General features: G+C 71.9%; 13 protein-coding genes. 8 read left to right on the plus strand and 5 right to left on the minus strand.

Annotated features, from left to right (window positions below; genetic code table 11):
• Positions 1-29 precede the first annotated feature (29 nt).
• The 6 genes from OHB09_RS18730 (at position 30) to hemB (ending at position 4895) form a co-directional block, all read left to right on the plus strand.
• Positions 30-404, plus strand: a complete 375-nt coding sequence (locus OHB09_RS18730) for a winged helix-turn-helix transcriptional regulator (RefSeq protein ID WP_328922273.1) — start codon at positions 30-32, stop codon at positions 402-404.
• A 163-nt stretch (positions 405-567) separates the two neighbouring features.
• Entirely contained in the window at positions 568-1497 is a 930-nt protein-coding gene (locus OHB09_RS18735; protein ID WP_328922274.1) for an alpha/beta fold hydrolase, read from the plus strand.
• Between the two features lie 176 nt (positions 1498-1673).
• Positions 1674-2165, plus strand: a complete 492-nt coding sequence (locus OHB09_RS18740; RefSeq protein ID WP_328922275.1) for an ATP-binding protein — start codon at positions 1674-1676, stop codon at positions 2163-2165.
• 317 nt (positions 2166-2482) lie between these two features.
• Complete coding sequence (locus OHB09_RS18745; protein WP_328922276.1) at positions 2483-3433, plus strand: alpha/beta fold hydrolase; 951 nt, start codon at positions 2483-2485, stop codon at positions 3431-3433.
• Positions 3434-3534: 101 nt separating this feature from the next.
• A complete protein-coding gene (locus tag OHB09_RS18750) occupies positions 3535-3747 on the plus strand; it encodes a hypothetical protein (protein ID WP_328922277.1) in 213 nt (70 codons plus the stop codon).
• Between the two features lie 155 nt (positions 3748-3902).
• Positions 3903-4895, plus strand: a complete 993-nt coding sequence (gene hemB, locus OHB09_RS18755; RefSeq protein WP_006138942.1) for a porphobilinogen synthase — start codon at positions 3903-3905, stop codon at positions 4893-4895.
• Between the two features lie 146 nt (positions 4896-5041).
• Here hemB and OHB09_RS18760 read toward each other — a convergent pair whose 3' ends face one another.
• Positions 5042-5800 carry a DUF4232 domain-containing protein gene (locus OHB09_RS18760; protein WP_093593585.1) on the minus strand — a complete coding sequence of 253 codons (759 nt, stop codon included), beginning with the start codon at positions 5798-5800 and terminating at the stop codon, positions 5042-5044.
• Positions 5801-6013: 213 nt separating this feature from the next.
• Between OHB09_RS18760 and OHB09_RS18765 the strand changes: the two genes are divergently transcribed.
• A complete protein-coding gene (locus tag OHB09_RS18765) occupies positions 6014-7666 on the plus strand; it encodes a helix-turn-helix domain-containing protein (protein WP_328922278.1) in 1653 nt (550 codons plus the stop codon).
• A 4-nt stretch (positions 7667-7670) separates the two neighbouring features.
• On the opposite strand, the gene OHB09_RS18770 is transcribed toward OHB09_RS18765, so the two are convergent.
• Together OHB09_RS18770 and argS are read right to left on the minus strand one after the other, a co-directional pair.
• A complete protein-coding gene (locus tag OHB09_RS18770; protein WP_328922279.1) occupies positions 7671-8603 on the minus strand; it encodes a phosphotransferase family protein in 933 nt (310 codons plus the stop codon).
• 171 nt (positions 8604-8774) lie between these two features.
• Entirely contained in the window at positions 8775-10538 is a 1764-nt protein-coding gene (argS, locus tag OHB09_RS18775; RefSeq protein WP_328922280.1) for an arginine--tRNA ligase, read from the minus strand.
• A gap of 136 nt (positions 10539-10674) precedes the next feature.
• Between argS and lysS the strand changes: the two genes are divergently transcribed.
• Entirely contained in the window at positions 10675-12414 is a 1740-nt protein-coding gene (lysS, locus tag OHB09_RS18780; protein WP_040894412.1) for a lysine--tRNA ligase, read from the plus strand.
• 75 nt (positions 12415-12489) lie between these two features.
• On the opposite strand, the gene OHB09_RS18785 is transcribed toward lysS, so the two are convergent.
• A complete protein-coding gene (locus tag OHB09_RS18785; protein ID WP_040894429.1) occupies positions 12490-13800 on the minus strand; it encodes a DUF2637 domain-containing protein in 1311 nt (436 codons plus the stop codon).
• 175 nt (positions 13801-13975) lie between these two features.
• On the minus strand, positions 13976-14986 hold the full coding sequence (locus tag OHB09_RS18790) for a DUF3558 family protein (RefSeq protein ID WP_328922281.1): 1011 nt from the start codon (positions 14984-14986) through the stop codon (positions 13976-13978).
• Positions 14987-15000: the final 14 nt, after the last annotated feature.

Consider the following 15000-nt stretch of genomic DNA (forward strand, 5'->3'; position numbering starts at 1 on the left):
AAGGACGTACCTCCGGGTAAGCTCATGACATGGTGGAAGGCGTGCAGCGCAGACAGGTCGAGTCGGGCGAGCGGTATGACGTGTTTCACACCGACTGCCTCGCGCGGACGATGGTCGATCACGTGACCAGCCGGTGGGGCGTCTGGGTGCTCATCTCCCTGCGGAAGAACGACCTCCGGTTCTTCGAGCTGCGCGAGAGCATCCAGGGCATCAGCGAGAAGATGCTCGCCCAGACCCTGCGGACGCTGGTCGAGGACGGCCTGGTCTGGCGCAAGGTCGAGCCGACGACGCCGCCCCAAGTGACCTACGGGCTGACGGATTTCGGCCGGGAGGTCGGCCGGCCGCTGACCGAGCTGTTCGACCGGATCACGGACCGGCTGTCCCGCGAGGAGCCACGTCCCTGATACCTGTCCCCCTGGGGAGCTACAGGCAGGTGTCCACGGTGGGGTGACGATTGCGACGGCGGACATCCATAGCGTTCAGTCATGGCCGCAGGGACTGGGCCGAGGGCCTGGTGAACGGGTCCACCGTTCGCTGATCGCTTCCTTGTCCGCCTGGAGGATCCCCATGAACCGCATGCTCAAGGCCACCGCCGTCGCCGCCCTTTGCTGCACCGCCGCCGCCGGTCTCGGATACGTCGGCGTGGCGCAGGCCGAGGGGGACGGCGGGCTGGGGGTGCGGGACGCCGCGAGCGCCGCGTGGACCCCGCGCACGGGTCACGCCGACCGCGGGGACGCCTTCCTCGGAGAGAAGAAGATCAACGTCGGTGGACACGCGGTGAACGTGTCCTGCGAGGGCCGGCAGTCGCGGCGGGGGCCGGTGGTGGTGCTGGTGGCGGGCCTCGGGGACGGTCTGGACAAGATGGCCGACCTGCAGAAGACGCTGAGCAGGAAGAACAGGGTCTGCTCCTACGACCGGCTCGGCGAGGGCAGGAGCGACAAGCCGGAGGGCCCGCAGAGCATGGCGGACACGGGGCGTGTGCTCACCGGGGTGATCAACCGGGTCGCGGCCGACTCCCCGGTGGTGCTGGCCGGTCACTCCCTGGGCGGTCTGATCGCCGCGCGGTACGCCCCTGACCACCGGGACAAGGTCAAGGGCCTGGTCCTGATGGACGCGACGTCGGCGACGACGTCGGCGGATGTGACGCGGGCGATCCCGAAGTCGGCGACGGGCGACGCCGGGGACCTGCGGGCGCAGACGGTGGCGGTGATGCAGGGCCAGAACCCGGAGAACCTGGTCGTGCCCGACGGCAGGGTGCGCTCGGCCGGGCGGATCCCGACGCAGGTCATCCGGCACGGTCAGCCGTACCTGTCCGAGTTCCCGACGTACGGTCCGCGGCTGGAGGCGGACTGGACGAAGGGCCAGTACGCGTGGACGGCGGTCTCCGGCCGTGCGACGGTCCACAAGGCCGAGGGCAGTGGCCACTACATCTACGTCGACCGCAAGGACATCGCCGTCAAGTCCATCGAACGGGTCGCGGCGCAGGCACGTCGCTGACGACGACGGACGGGGAGGGGCGGCCCGCGCTCACGGAGGTGAGCGCGGGCCGTGCACGTGCGGGTGGTCCACGCCCGGAGGCGTACGGCAGGAAGGCGGTCCCGGCGGCCGGGGCGAGGGCGAGCCGGGGGCCGGTGGGAACGGGGGCGTGTCTCGTGAATGAACACCTGAGTGGCATGAGTGCAGAAAACAGCCGGACCGGCGATTCCGCCGCGGCGGCGGGGCCGGCAGGACTCCGCTTCTCCGTCCCGCTGTCGGCGACGCGGCGCGGCGCGCGTCTGGCCAGGCTGCTGGCGGCCGAGCAGTTCGCGGAGTGGGGCGTGCCGCCTGACCCGGCACAACTGATCGTGGCGGAACTGGCGGCGAACGCGGCTCTGCACGGCAGGGTGCCGGGCCGCGGCTTCCGCCTCACGCTGACGCTGGCCACACCGTGGACGCTGCGGATCGAGCTGACGGACAGGCGGGGTGAACGGATGCCGGAACCAGGGCGCAGGAGCGACGAGTCGCCGGGCGAGTCGGGGCACGGACTGTCGCTGGTGGAGGAGCTGGCGACGAGGTGGGGCGTACGGGTCGGGCCCCCGCCGTCGAAGACGGTGTGGGCGGAGCTGGACCTCGCGCGCGGGACCGCTCCGCTCCGTGGTCCGCGAGGCGGACGGACGAAGGGGTAGGGGCAGGGTGGTCCGGGGCAACGCCCGTGTACCCGTGAGCGGTTCTTCCGTCGGCTCTGGCCGGTGCCCGAGCCCCCGCGTCGCGAACGACGTGGCGACGGGCTACCCCTGGTGCCCTGGACGGTTCTGGACCCGGGGGTGGAGTCGAGAGGGGCGGCTTCCCCCGGGAGAGCTACGAGAGGTGCCCTCTGTGGGGTGACGCTTTCTCAGGCGCCGGACCATAGCGTTCAGTCATGGCCGCGAAGCGCGGCCGGAGGGCCCGGGTGAAGGGGCCCTCCTCCACTGATCCACCATCTCGTGCTCCCGGAGGACCCCCCATGAACCGCATGCTCAAGGCCACCACCGTCGCCGCACTGTGCAGCACCGTCGCCGGTACGGGCTATGTGGGCGTGGCGCAGGCCGCGGGACACGGGGGCGGGTCGGCCAGGACCACCGTCCAGGTGAACCACGCGGACCACAGGGGCCACGCCGACTCCTTCGTCGGGGAGAAGAGGATCCGCGTCGAGGGGCACTCCGTGAACGTCTCCTGCTCGGGCCGGCAGACCGGCCACAAGCCCGTGGTGATGCTGGTCGCCGGCTACGGAGACGGCCTCGACGCGATGGCCGACCTGCAGAAGACCCTGAGCGCCAAGAACCGCGTCTGCTCCTACGACCGGCTCGGCGAGGGCAAGAGCGACAAGCCCGAGGGGCCGCAGAGCCTGAAGGACACCGGGCGGATCCTGACCGGAGTGATCGACCGGGTCGCCGGTGACTCCCCCGTCGTGCTGGCCGGACACTCGCTGGGCGGCCTGATCGCCGGCCGCTACGCCCCCGAGCACCGCGACCGCGTCAAGGGCCTGGTCCTGATGGACGCCACCTCCCCGACCATGACCGCCGACATCACCCGCGAGATCCCCGCGAACGCCACCGGCGACTCGGCCGACCTGCGGGCGGGGACCGTCGCCACGATGCGGGGCGAGAACCAGGAGAACCTCGCCACCCCCGACGGCCCGGTCCGCTCCGCCGGATGGATCCCGACCGAGGTGCTCCGCCACGGCCAGCAGTACCTGGCCGAGTTCCCCACCTACGGCCCCGCCATCGAGGCCGGTTGGACCAGGGCGCAGTACAAGTGGGCCGCGATATCCCACCGCAGCACGGTCCGCGTCGCCGAGGACAGCGGGCACTACATCTACGTCGACCGCAAGGACATGGCGGTCAAGTCGATCCAGCGGGTCGCCGCGGAGGTCACCCAGCAGAACAGCGGCCGGTGGGGGCACGCGGGGCGGTGACGGAGGGGGGGCGGCCATTTGATGCCTGCCTCTTGCTCCTGCAGGTAATGCACAAAAAGGTGGATGAGTCCTTACCGGCCGTCTGTCAGGAGCTCACGGCGGTGGTGATCCACACCGGGGGCGAACTGTGGCACGCCGCCGCGGGGTTCGAGATCTCCTTCGCCCTGGCCCCACCGCGGGCCACCGGCCAGTACCTCGGGGTCTTCGGTCCGGGAGCCGGTCTGGCGGAGGCCTTCGGCCCGGCGCTGCTCATCTGGCTGAGCCTCGGCTGGGGCGCCCCGACCGGTACGTCGTGGGCGTCCTGTCCGCCCTGACGGGCCTGCTCGCACCCGTGGCCGTCCGCCGGGCGGAACGGCACCGAGGGGCGCCGCGGACGGCGGAGTCGGCCTCGGCGGCCTGAACAGGGGCGGGCATCCGTCCGACTCCGCGTCGGTAAAGGCATCGCTCACGCGGGCGTAGCGTGGGTGGTATGACGACGTACGGATCCTTTCCGGGTACGCGGCCCCGGCGTCTGCGTACCACCCCGGCCATGCGCCGCATGGTCGCCGAGACCCGGCTGCATCCGGCCGACCTGATTCTTCCCGCGTTCGTGCGCGAGGGGGTCGGGGAGCCCGTGCCCGTGGGCGCGATGCCCGGGGTCGTGCAGCACACCCGGGACAGCCTGCGCAAGGCCGCGGTGGAGGCCGTAGAGGCGGGGATCTCCGGGATCATGCTGTTCGGCGTGCCCGAGGAGGCCAAGAAGGACGCGGTCGGCACCGCCGGCACCGATCCCGAGGGCATCCTCCAGGTCGCCCTGCGCGATGTGCGCGCGGAGGTCGGCGACGAGCTGATCGTCATGTCCGACCTGTGCCTGGACGAGTTCACCGACCACGGTCACTGCGGTGTCCTGGACGCCGAGGGCCGCGTCGACAACGACGCCACGCTCGAGCGCTACGCCGAGATGGCCCAGGTGCAGGCGGATGCCGGGGCCCACGTCGTGGGGCCCAGCGGCATGATGGACGGGCAGATCGGCGTCATCCGTGACGCGCTGGACCAGATCGGGCGCGAGGACGTCTCCATCCTCGCCTACACCGCGAAGTACTCCTCCGCCTTCTACGGCCCGTTCCGGGAGGCGGTCGGCTCCTCGCTCAAGGGCGACCGCAAGACCTACCAGCAGGACGCCGCGAACATCGGCGAGTCCCTGCGGGAGCTGGCCCTCGACCTGGAGGAGGGGGCGGACATGGTCATGGTCAAGCCGGCCGGGCCCTACCTCGACATCCTGGCGCGGGTCGCCGAGGCCTGCGACGTGCCCGTGGCGGCGTACCAGATCTCCGGCGAGTACGCGATGATCGAGGCCGCCGCGGAGAAGGGCTGGATCGACCGGGACGCGGCGATCATGGAGTCCCTCCTCGGCATCAGGCGCGCGGGGGCGCGGAACATCCTGACGTACTGGGCGGTCGAGGTCGCCCACCGGCTGCGCTGAACCGCGGACGGCCGCGTGGGACGGCCCTCGCGCGGGGGCACTTCCTTCGCGCGCCGACCCGTGCACGCGGCGGACCTCGCCCGCGGTGGATCTCGCCCGCGCCGGGGCGCGGCTGCCTCGTGGCGGCCGCGCCCGTGCGGGGCTGATCAGTACTCCAGGGCGTCGCTCATGCCGCCCTGCCAGTACGTCACCTTCAGCGAGTCGTCGACGAACACCCCGCCCGAGGGCAGCGTGGCGGTGCCGATGGTGCCGTCGTCGAGGGGGATGCTCAGGGTCTTCGCCGTGTAGCCGTTGCGCCCGCTGCCGTCGGCGGAGGACAGCAGGACGCCCGCGTACCCGGAGCCGCCGGGGGACAGCACCACCGTCGACTGCGGCCGGGACGCCTCGACGACCGGCGGCACGGACTGGGCGTCGCCCAGCTTCGCCATCGGGTAGGCGGGCAGGACGCAGGACTTCGTGCCGCGGTTCGTGGCCGTCAGCAGCAGGTGGTTGACCGGGCGGTTCACCTTCGACGCGGTGAAGCGCACGGAGGACGAGGAGCACTTGACGGGCTTGCCGGTGTCCTTCTTGCCGGCGCTCCGCCCGGCGGAGGCACGGGTGCCGCTCTTGCCCGCGGTGCCGCTCCCGGCGCTCGTTCCCTTCGCGGCGGAGGAACCGGAGTCGGCCCCGGAATCGTCGCTACCGGAGGACGTGTCCCCCAGGGCCGAGCCGCCCTTCGAGGAGTGCGAGGAACTGTCCGAGGCGGTCGAGCCGGACGAGGTCGAGGAACCGCTGTTCTCCGTGCCCGTGCCGTCCTCGCAGGCCGTCAGGGCGAACGCGGCCACGGCGAGCGTGGCGGCCGCCAGCAGCCGGGTGCGGGGGGTGCGGAAGGAAGCGCGGGAGGTGGTGCGGGCGTTACCGGACATGGCTGAACTCCTCGACAGGGAAGGGGAAGCGGAGGCCGCTCGACCGGGTGCCGGGAGCGGCGTGCTTGGATGACCACAGCTTGGGTCAGCAGTCGTCCCGGTGGCCACAACCGCCGCCGGATACGGGACAATGGAACGCCAGGAACGCCCCTGACCAGGGGAAACAGTGATCAGCTGGAATGCGCGTCCGGGACGCGGGGAGAGGGAGAAACGGTGGCGGGGGACGATTTCGCCGAACTGCTGCGCACGCTGAAGGAGCGTTCGGGGCTCAGTTACGGAGTGCTCGGCAAGCGGCTGCACATGAGTGCCTCGACGCTGCACCGCTACGTCAACGGCGATGTCGTCCCGGTGGAGTACGCGCCCGTCGAACGCCTCGCCCGCGTGTGCCGGGCGACGCCGGACGAGCTTCTCGAACTGCACCGCCGATGGGTGCGGGCGGACGCGCTGCGCGGGGTGAAGGGGGAGCAGGGGCCGACGGCGGCGCCCGGGACTCCCGGCTCCGCGAAGACGCCCGGGACTCCCGGCTCCGCGAAGACGCTCGGGACGCCCGGGGCCTCCGGTCCCGCCAAGGCCGCCGGGGCGGCGGGGGCCGCGGGCACGCCTTCGGGCGCCCCGGAGACGGCGGCGACCGCGCCGGACGCCCCCGCCGGAGCCCCCGACGACCCCGCCGCGAGTGACACCGGGGCCGAGCCCGGCACCCGCGCCGAGGGCGCCCTTGGCGAGAGCCCCGATGCCGGCACCGACACCGGCACCCGTACCGATGCCGGCACCGATGCCCGTACCGGCGGCGACGCCGATGCCGGCACCGATGCCCGTACCGGCGGCGACGCCGATGCCGGCACCGAGGCCACCTCCGCCGGCGGCGGCGCCGACGGCACCTCCGCCGCCCCCGCCGACACCGGCACCGCCCTCTCGGCGTTCGACGACCCCGTCACCCGGCTCTCCCCCGCCGCTTCCGCCCCCCGCTCCCGGCGCCCGCGACGGACCGCGCTGCTCGCCGGGGGCGGGGTCGCCGCCGTGGCCGCCGTGGCGCTGCTGGTGAGCCTGCTGCCGGGGGGTGACGACCGGGGGACCGGCGCGGCGAAGGGGGCCGCCGCCAGTGTGTCCCCCGAGCGTTCCTCCGCGCACGCCTCCCGCAAGGCGTCGGAGAGCGCGAGCACCTCGCCCTCGCCGACCACTCTCAAGAAGCACTCCGCGTCACCGAAGGCCACCGCCACCCGGGCCGGCGGTTCCGGCGGCTCGGGCGGTGCGCACGGGTCCTCCGGCGTGCCGCTCGCGGTGACCACCAACCCGTACTACTGGGACGCGCCCTGCGAGCAGGCCTTCCTGCTGGACCGCCGTCCGGAGAACGTCCCTCCGCCGCCCACGGAGCAGCAGGTCGTCGGCTGGATCACCCCGTTCGGCGGGGTCGCCGCCGACAGCCAGATGGTCTCGCTCACCCTCCAGGGCACCGGCGCGGAGACGGTGGTCCTGCGTGAGCTGCACGTGCGGGTGGTGAGCAGCAACCCGCCGCTGAACTGGTCCAAGTACGCGATGGGCGTCGGCTGCGGCGGCGGGGTGAACACCAGGTCCTTCGACGTCTCGCTCGACCAGGGGAACCCGCTGGCCATGCCGGTGGCGGGGCAGCGCGACTTCCCCTACAAGGTGAGCGAGTCGGACCCCGAGGTGTTCTTCGTCAACGCGCACACGAGCGGGCACGACGTGCGCTGGTACCTGGAGCTCGACTGGTCCAGCGGCGACCGCAGCGGCACCCTCCGCGTCGACGACCACGGCAAGCCGTTCCGTACGAGCGCGGGCGAGAGGTCGTACTACGCCTACGCGCTGACCGGCGACGCGGGCTGGGAGCGGGTGGACAACCCGAACTGAGCGGTCAGCCGTTCGTGCCGAACCAGGTCTCCGCCAGGATGTCCAGCCGGGGCTCCGCGGGGGTCGGGAGCTCGCTGAAGTAGAACGGCAGATCGCAGTACAGGTGCAGCAGCAGGTAGGACAGCATCTGGTCCGGGTCGAAGGGCTCGCGTCCGTAGGCCCGGAAGAAGCGCCGCATCTGCCGGGGCTGCCCGTAGGTGACGAAGGCGCCCACGCTGGCGAAGTCGTAGGCCGGGTCGCCGATCAGCGCCGTCTCGAAGTCGAACAGGCCGGTCATGCGCCAGTTATCGCGCGGCGCGACGGTCAGGTGCTCGCGCATGAACTCGGTGTGCAGCAGCACGCGTTCGTCCGTGACGGGCAGCCGTACCGAGGCCAGGAAGTCGGGGATCTGCTCCAGCCACACCCGGGGCACCGGCTTGGAGCTGTGCAGCTTCATGGCCTCCACACGGCGCTGGGCGACGAACTCCTCCCAGTTGAGCGGGGGGAGGGCGCCCTTCAGCGGGGTGATGTCCATCTTGTGCAGTGAGGCCAGCACCTCGCCGGCCTCACTGATCAGCCGGTCCTTGTCGGCGGGCGGGATGCGGTGCCAGCCGCGGGCCATGTCGATGCCGGGCAGGCGCGTCATCATGACGTAGCGCCAGCCGTTCACGTACTCGTTCGCGGTGATCAGGCGGGGTGTCTCGACGGGCAGTTGGCGCCACAGGTGGTCGAGCACGACCGCCTCGAAGGAGGACTTCTCGGCCTGGATGCCCGGGTAGAACTTGAACACCATGTCGTCCCCGACCGCGAACACCGGTAGGGAGCCGTCCTCGAAGTGGACCACCGGCGCTCCGTAGAGCCCCAGTTGGTGCACCAGTTCCCGGCAGGCGGCGCGCACCAGTTTCTCGTCGGCGCACACCGCGTCCAGTTCCTCGAATGTGTCCACCTTGGGCAACATGCGCGGCAGCCTACGACTCCCGGCGGCGTTCGTATGGAGAGAACAAGAGCTGTGTAACCCTCCCGGGTTGTTCCTCCCCGAACCGCTTGCGCGGACGCCGGAGACCGTGCTCACGACAGGGAGGGGCGGCACCGCAGCGGTGCCGCCCCCCCCCGGTGAACTCCGTGTCGCTCAGAGGCGCTCGGGCGTCCGGATGCCCAGCAGCGCCATGCCCCGGTGCAGCGTCCGCGCCGTCACGTCGCACAGGAGGAGCCGGTTCTCCACCTGCGCGGGCGACTCCGCCTTCAGCACCGGGCACTTGTCGTAGAACGTCGTGTACAGCGAGGCGAGCTGGTACAGGTACGCGGTCAGCTTGTGCGGGGCGTACTCCGCCGCCGCGTCGGCGACCGCCTCCGCGAACGCGTCGACGTGCAGGCCCAGCGCCCGCTCCGCCGGCGCCAGTTCCAGCTCCGGGTGCGCGGCCGGGGCCGCGTCCCCCGCCTTGCGCAGGATCGACTGGATACGGGCGTACGCGTACTGCAGGTACACGCTGGTGTCGCCGTTCAGCGACACCATCTGGTCGAGGTCGAACTTGTAGTCCCGGTTCGCCGAGGTCGACAGGTCCGCGTACTTCACCGCGCCGATGCCCACCTGGGCACCCCGCTCGGCGATCTCCGCCTCCGACAGGTCCTGCGCCTTCTCCCGGACGACGGCCGCGGCCCGGTCCACCGCCTCGTCCAGCAGGTCCACCAGCCGCACCGTCTCGCCCGCACGGGTCTTGAACGGCTTGCCGTCCGCGCCCAGCACCGTGCCGAAGGCGAGCTGGTGCGCCGTGACGTCCTCGCCGAGCCAGCCGGCCCGGCGCGCCGTCTCGAAGACCATCTTGAAGTGCAGCGACTGCCGGGCGTCCACCACGTACAGCAGGGTGTTCGCCTTGAGGCGGAAGACGCGGTCGCGGATCGCGGAGAGGTCGGTGGCGGCGTAGCCGTAGCCGCCGTCCGACTTCTGCACGATCAGCGGGACGGGATTGCCGTCCGGGCCCTTGACGTCGTCGAAGAAGACGCACAGCGCGCCCTCCGAGCGCACCGCGACGCCGGACTCCTCCAGCAGACGGCAGGTCTCGGCGAGCATGTCGTTGTAGCCGGACTCGCCGACGATGTCCGCGTCCCGGATCTCCATGTCCAGCTTGTCGAAGACGGAGAAGAAGTAGATCTTCGACTCGTCGACGAACTTCTGCCAGGTCGCGAGGGTGTGCGGGTCCCCCGCCTGGAGGTCCACCACCCGGCGCCGGGCACGGGTCTTGAACTCCTCGTCGGAGTCGAACAGGGCCCGCGCCGCCTTGTAGAGGCGGTCCAGGTTGGACATCGCCTCCTCGCCGCTCACCTCGGACGCCTCGTGGTCCAGCTCGCCGGGGTGCTCGTCCAGGTACTGGATCAGCATGCCGAACTGGGTGCCCCAGTCGCCGATGTGGTGCCGGCGCACGACGCTCTCACCGGTGAACTCCAGCAGCTGCACCACCGAGTCGCCGATCACCGCCGAGCGCAGGTGGCCGACGTGCATCTCCTTGGCCACGTTCGGCTGCGCGTAGTCGACGACCGTCGTGCCCGGCCGCTCCGCGCGCGGCACACCGAGCCGGCCCTCGGGGTCGGCGGCCCGCGCCGCGAGGTTCCGCACGATCGCCCCGTCGGCGACGGTGACGTTCAGGAAGCCGGGTCCGGAGACCTCGACGTCCGCGATCACCTCGCCGGTCACCACGTGCGAGACGACCTGCGTCGCCAGCTCCCGCGGGTTCGCCTTCTCCTTCTTCGCGAGCGCCAGGATCCCGTTGGCCTGGTAGTCCGCCCGGTCGCTTCGTCGCAGCAGCGGGTCCGCGCCGGCGGCCTGGGGCAGGGCGGCCGTCAGGGCGGACGAGAGGTGCTGCTGGACGGAGTCGCTGAGGGACGTGACCGAGGTCATAGGAAGGATTGCCGTTCTCCTCGAGGGATCGGATGGGCACGCCCAGTATCCCACGGGGGGTAAAGCGGTTTTCCCGGTCGCGCGCCGGGATGGGAAGATGGTGAGGCCCATCAAGAGGACCGGAAATCAAGAGGACGTGCCGAACGTGGCTCAGAGCAGCGAGACCACCGATTGGGTCTCCCGTTTCGCGGACGAGGTCATCGCATCGTCGGAGCGCCGCGCCCCGGGCAAACCCGTCGTCGTGGCGTCCGGGCTCTCCCCGTCCGGCCCCATCCACCTGGGGAACCTGCGCGAGGTCATGACCCCGCACCTGGTCGCCGACGAGATCCGCCGCCGCGGGTACGAGGTGCGGCACCTGATCTCCTGGGACGACTACGACCGCTACCGCAAGGTGCCGGCCGGCGTCCCCGGCGTCGACGAGTCCTGGGCCGAGCACATCGGCAAGCCGCTCACCTCGGTGCCGGCGCCGCGCGGCTCGGCCCACCCGAACTGGGCCGAGCACTTCAAGGCCGCGATGACCGCCTCGCTGGCCGATCTCGGCGTGGAGTTCGACGGGATCAGCCAGACGGCGCAGTACACCTCCGGCGCCTACCGCGCGCAGATCCTGCACGCGATGAGGCACCGCGCCGACATCGACGCGATCCTCGCGCAGTACCGCACGAAGAAGGCGCCCGCGAAGAAGCAGCAGAAGCCGCTGGACGAGGCAGAGCTGGAGGCCGCCGAGGGCTCCGGCGCCGCCGCCGAGGACGACGGCAGCTCCGGCGGCGCCGGCTACTTCCCGTACAGGCCCTACTGCGGCAACTGCGAGAAGGACCTCACCACCGTCACCGCGTACGACGACGACACCACCGAACTGTCGTACACCTGCACGGCCTGCGGGCACGCGGAGACCGTCCGGCTCGACGAGTTCGACCGCGGCAAGCTGGTCTGGAAGGTCGACTGGCCGATGCGCTGGGCCTACGAGGGCGTGATCTTCGAGCCCAGCGGCGTGGACCACTCCTCGCCCGGCTCCTCCTTCCAGGTCGGCGGGCAGATCGTCGGCATCTTCGGCGGCGAGCGGCCGATCGGCCCCATGTACGCCTTCGTCGGCATCTCCGGCATGGCCAAGATGTCCTCGTCGAAGGGCGGCGTGCCCACCCCGGCGGACGCGCTGCGGATCATGGAGCCGCAGCTCCTGCGCTGGCTCTACGCCCGCCGCAGGCCCAACCAGTCCTTCAAGATCGCCTTCGACCAGGAGATCCAGCGGCTCTACGACGAGTGGGACAAGCTCGCCGCCAAGGTCGCCGACGGCTCCGCCCTGCCGGGCGACGTCGCCGCGTACACCCGGGCCGTCGGCACCGCCGCCGGTGAGCTGCCGAAGACGCCGCGCCCGCTGCCGTACCGGACGCTCGCCTCGGTCGCCGACGTCACCGCCGGGCACCAGGACCAAGCCCTGCGCATCCTCTCCGAACTCGACCCCGCGCACCCGCTCGGCTCCCTGGACGAGGCCCGGCCCCGGTACGACCGGGCCGAGGCGTGGATCAACACGCACGTCCCCGCCGAGCAGCGCACCCTCGTGCGCTCGGAGCCCGACGCCGAACGCCTGAAGACGCTCGACGAGCGGGACCGGGAGTCGCTGCGGCTGCTGCTCGACGGACTCGAGGAGCACTGGTCGCTCGACGGCCTCACCCACCTCGTGTACGGCGTGCCCAAGGTGCGGGCCGGCTTCCCCGCCGACGCCACGCCCAAGGAGCTCCCGGCGGAGATCAAGACCGCCCAGCGGGCGTTCTTCGCGCTGCTGTACGAACTCCTCGTGGGCCGGGACACCGGGCCCCGTCTGCCGACCCTCCTCCTGGCGGTCGGTCAGGACCGGGTGCGGACACTGCTCGGCGCATAGCGGCGCACAGCGAAAAGGGCCCCCTCCCGTCAGGGGAGGGGGCCCGAACCTCGTTCACCGCCGTCGCCGTCGGGCTCAGGCGATGTGGTCGTCCTCCAGCTCCGCCGTGTGGCGGTTGGTGAAGCGCGACACCAGCCGCTTCGTCTCCTCGCCCGCCAGACGGTTGCCGAACTCGGCCTCCACGTTGTCGCCGAACTCCCGCGGCGTCGGGTAGCTCCCGTTGATCGACTGCTTGAACACCTGGTAGTACGCGTCCTCGTCCGGCTCCGCGGCCGGGGACGCGCCGCCCTCGCCCAGCTCCCGCGTCCGGTTCGGCCCCGCCGGGATCGGGAAGCTCCCCGTCTCCTCCGGCGCCGGCGCCTCGAACTGCTCCGGCGGCTGCTCCTCGTACCACTGCCCGTACTGGTCCTCGGGGCCGTACGCCGGGTCGTACGAGGGGTCATAGCCCCCCTGGTAGGGGATGTCACGAGGCGGCCGGAACCACGGGCTCTGCTCGCCCTGGACATCGGGCGGCAACTGCTCCTCGTAGCCCTCGAAGCCCTCCGGACCCTCGTACGCCTCGAACCCCGCGGCCTGCGCCGGCCCGGGGCCGCCCGGCTGCCCGGCGCCGCCCGCCAGCTCGGGCCGCCGGCCGGCGTCCGGGCCCGCACCCGCGAGGGCGGCCTCGCCCGCCCCCTGCTCCACCGCCGAGGAGGCGAGGGACACCGGTGGCAGCACCGCGGGCTCGATGCCCGCCGCCGCCAGACCCGAGGGCGCCGTCTGCGCCAGCGGCACCCCGTACCGGGCCAGCCGCAGCGGCATCAGCGACTCCACCGGGGCCTTGCGCCGCCACGCCCGGCCGAAACGCGAGCGCAGCCGCGCCTGGTAGACCAGCCGCTCCTGCTCCAGCTTGATCACCTGCTCGTACGAGCGCAGCTCCCACAGCTTCATCCGCCGCCACAGCAGGAACGTCGGCAGCGGGGAGAGCAGCCAGCGGGTCAGCCGCACGCCCTCCATGTGCTTGTCGGCCGTGATGTCGGCGATCCGCCCGACCGCGTGCCGGGCCGCCTCCACCGACACCACGAACAGCACGGGGATCACCGCGTGCATGCCCACGCCCAGCGGGTCCGGCCAGGCCGCCGCGCCGTTGAACGCGATCGTCGCCGCCGTCAGCACCCACGCCGTCTGGCGCAGCAGCGGGAAGGGTATGCGGATCCAGGTCAGCAGCAGGTCCAGCGCGAGCAGCACGCAGATGCCCGCGTCGATGCCGATCGGGAAGACGTAACTGAAGTTCCCGAAGCCCTTCTCCAGCGCGAGCTCCCGCACGGCCGCGTACGAACCCGCGAAGCCGATACCGGCGATGATGACGGCGCCGGTGACGACCACGCCGATGAGCACCCGGTGCATCCGTGTCAGCTTCAGTGGCGCGGCCACCCTGACTCCCCTCCCTGTGCGTGTTGTTGCGCGGAACAGAGTGGCACACATGTGCGGGTGTTCGAGCCTCCGGTCCGGAAGCTGCCGGGAACCGGTACGCGAAGGGCCCGGTCCGCGCCGGACCGGGCCCCTCGACGTGCGCGTGACCTCAGCTGTCGGCGGCCGACTTGAGCGAGGCTCCGGCCGAGGGCGCGGACTTCCCGCCGGAATCCTTCTCGTCCCCGGAGTCCCCGGAGTCCTTGGCCTGCGTGGAGTCCTTCGAGCCCTTCGCGTCCTTGGAGTCCTTGGAGCCCTTGGAGTCCTTCGAATCCGACGAGGACTTCGACGCGTCCGGCGAGGAACCGCCGTCCGAGCCGCCGCCCTTGTTCGCCGAGGCCACGGAGGCCACCGCCTCCTTGGCCGCCTTCTTCGCCAGCTTCACCAGACCGTCGGCGTCCGGCGTCTTGTCGCCGGCCAGGCCCGCGCCGTTGTAGTCCAGCGTGAGGACCACGTTCTCCACGCGCGTGACGACCGTCTGCTGCTTGAAGACGCCCTCCTTCTTCTTCAGGTCGTACCGCACCAGCGTCGCCTCGTCGCCCGTGCCCGGCACCGGCTCCGTCTTCGCCTTCTTCGCGCCCTCGACCGCCTGCGCGTCGGCGACCTGCTTGGTGTAGTACTCCTGCGCCCGCTTGTCGCCCTCGCCCCGCGAGGCGTCCGAGTCGAAGCGCAGCATCGCCACGTTCAGCCAGCGGAACTGCGAGCCCTTCACCCCGTTGTTGTCGAGGCTGTCCCAGGAGCAGTTCGCTCGGGTGTCCGTGTCGTCGGACGAGCCCGCCTTGCCCTTCACATCCTTCGGGACCAGGTCCTCCAGGGTCTTCTTCGCCAGCACGGCACACGCGTCCGGCAGCTTCGCGTACGCCGCCTCGCGCACCGCGGGCGGCGAGGAGGACGCGGAGTCCGACGCGGTCGCACTCGCCGCCGGCTTCTTGGCGTCGGTGTCGCCGCCGTTCTCGGACGAGCCGGAGGAGCAGCCCGCGGCGATCAGCATCGCCGGAACGACGACAGCCGCGCCCCACAGCAGCCGGCCGGGCCGGCGCCCGGCCCCCGGGCCGTGCCCCTGGTGCCCCGCGCCGTCCGCGGGCGACTGCTCTCGACGGTCTCGCTGTGCAGGTCGGTGCATGGTTCCTTCACTCA

Origin of the sequence: Streptomyces griseoaurantiacus (assembly GCF_036189845.1) — a bacterium.
Classification (GTDB): Bacteria; Actinomycetota; Actinomycetes; order Streptomycetales; family Streptomycetaceae; genus Streptomyces; species Streptomyces griseoaurantiacus.

What these genes read in the sequence shown, in the direction of transcription:
- OHB09_RS18760 (WP_093593585.1), bottom strand. Translation starts at nt 5,800, where the DNA reads ATGTCCGGTAACGCCCGCACCACCTCCCGCGCTTCCTTCCGCACCCCC.
- OHB09_RS18745 (WP_328922276.1), top strand. Translation starts at nt 2,483, where the DNA reads ATGAACCGCATGCTCAAGGCCACCACCGTCGCCGCACTGTGCAGCACC.
- hemB (WP_006138942.1), top strand. Translation starts at nt 3,903, where the DNA reads ATGACGACGTACGGATCCTTTCCGGGTACGCGGCCCCGGCGTCTGCGT.
- OHB09_RS18730 (WP_328922273.1), top strand. Translation starts at nt 30, where the DNA reads ATGGTGGAAGGCGTGCAGCGCAGACAGGTCGAGTCGGGCGAGCGGTAT.
- argS (WP_328922280.1), bottom strand. Translation starts at nt 10,538, where the DNA reads ATGACCTCGGTCACGTCCCTCAGCGACTCCGTCCAGCAGCACCTCTCG.
- OHB09_RS18740 (WP_328922275.1), top strand. Translation starts at nt 1,674, where the DNA reads ATGAGTGCAGAAAACAGCCGGACCGGCGATTCCGCCGCGGCGGCGGGG.
- OHB09_RS18770 (WP_328922279.1), bottom strand. Translation starts at nt 8,603, where the DNA reads ATGTTGCCCAAGGTGGACACATTCGAGGAACTGGACGCGGTGTGCGCC.
- OHB09_RS18785 (WP_040894429.1), bottom strand. Translation starts at nt 13,800, where the DNA reads ATGCACCGGGTGCTCATCGGCGTGGTCGTCACCGGCGCCGTCATCATC.
- OHB09_RS18790 (WP_328922281.1), bottom strand. Translation starts at nt 14,986, where the DNA reads ATGCACCGACCTGCACAGCGAGACCGTCGAGAGCAGTCGCCCGCGGAC.
- OHB09_RS18735 (WP_328922274.1), top strand. Translation starts at nt 568, where the DNA reads ATGAACCGCATGCTCAAGGCCACCGCCGTCGCCGCCCTTTGCTGCACC.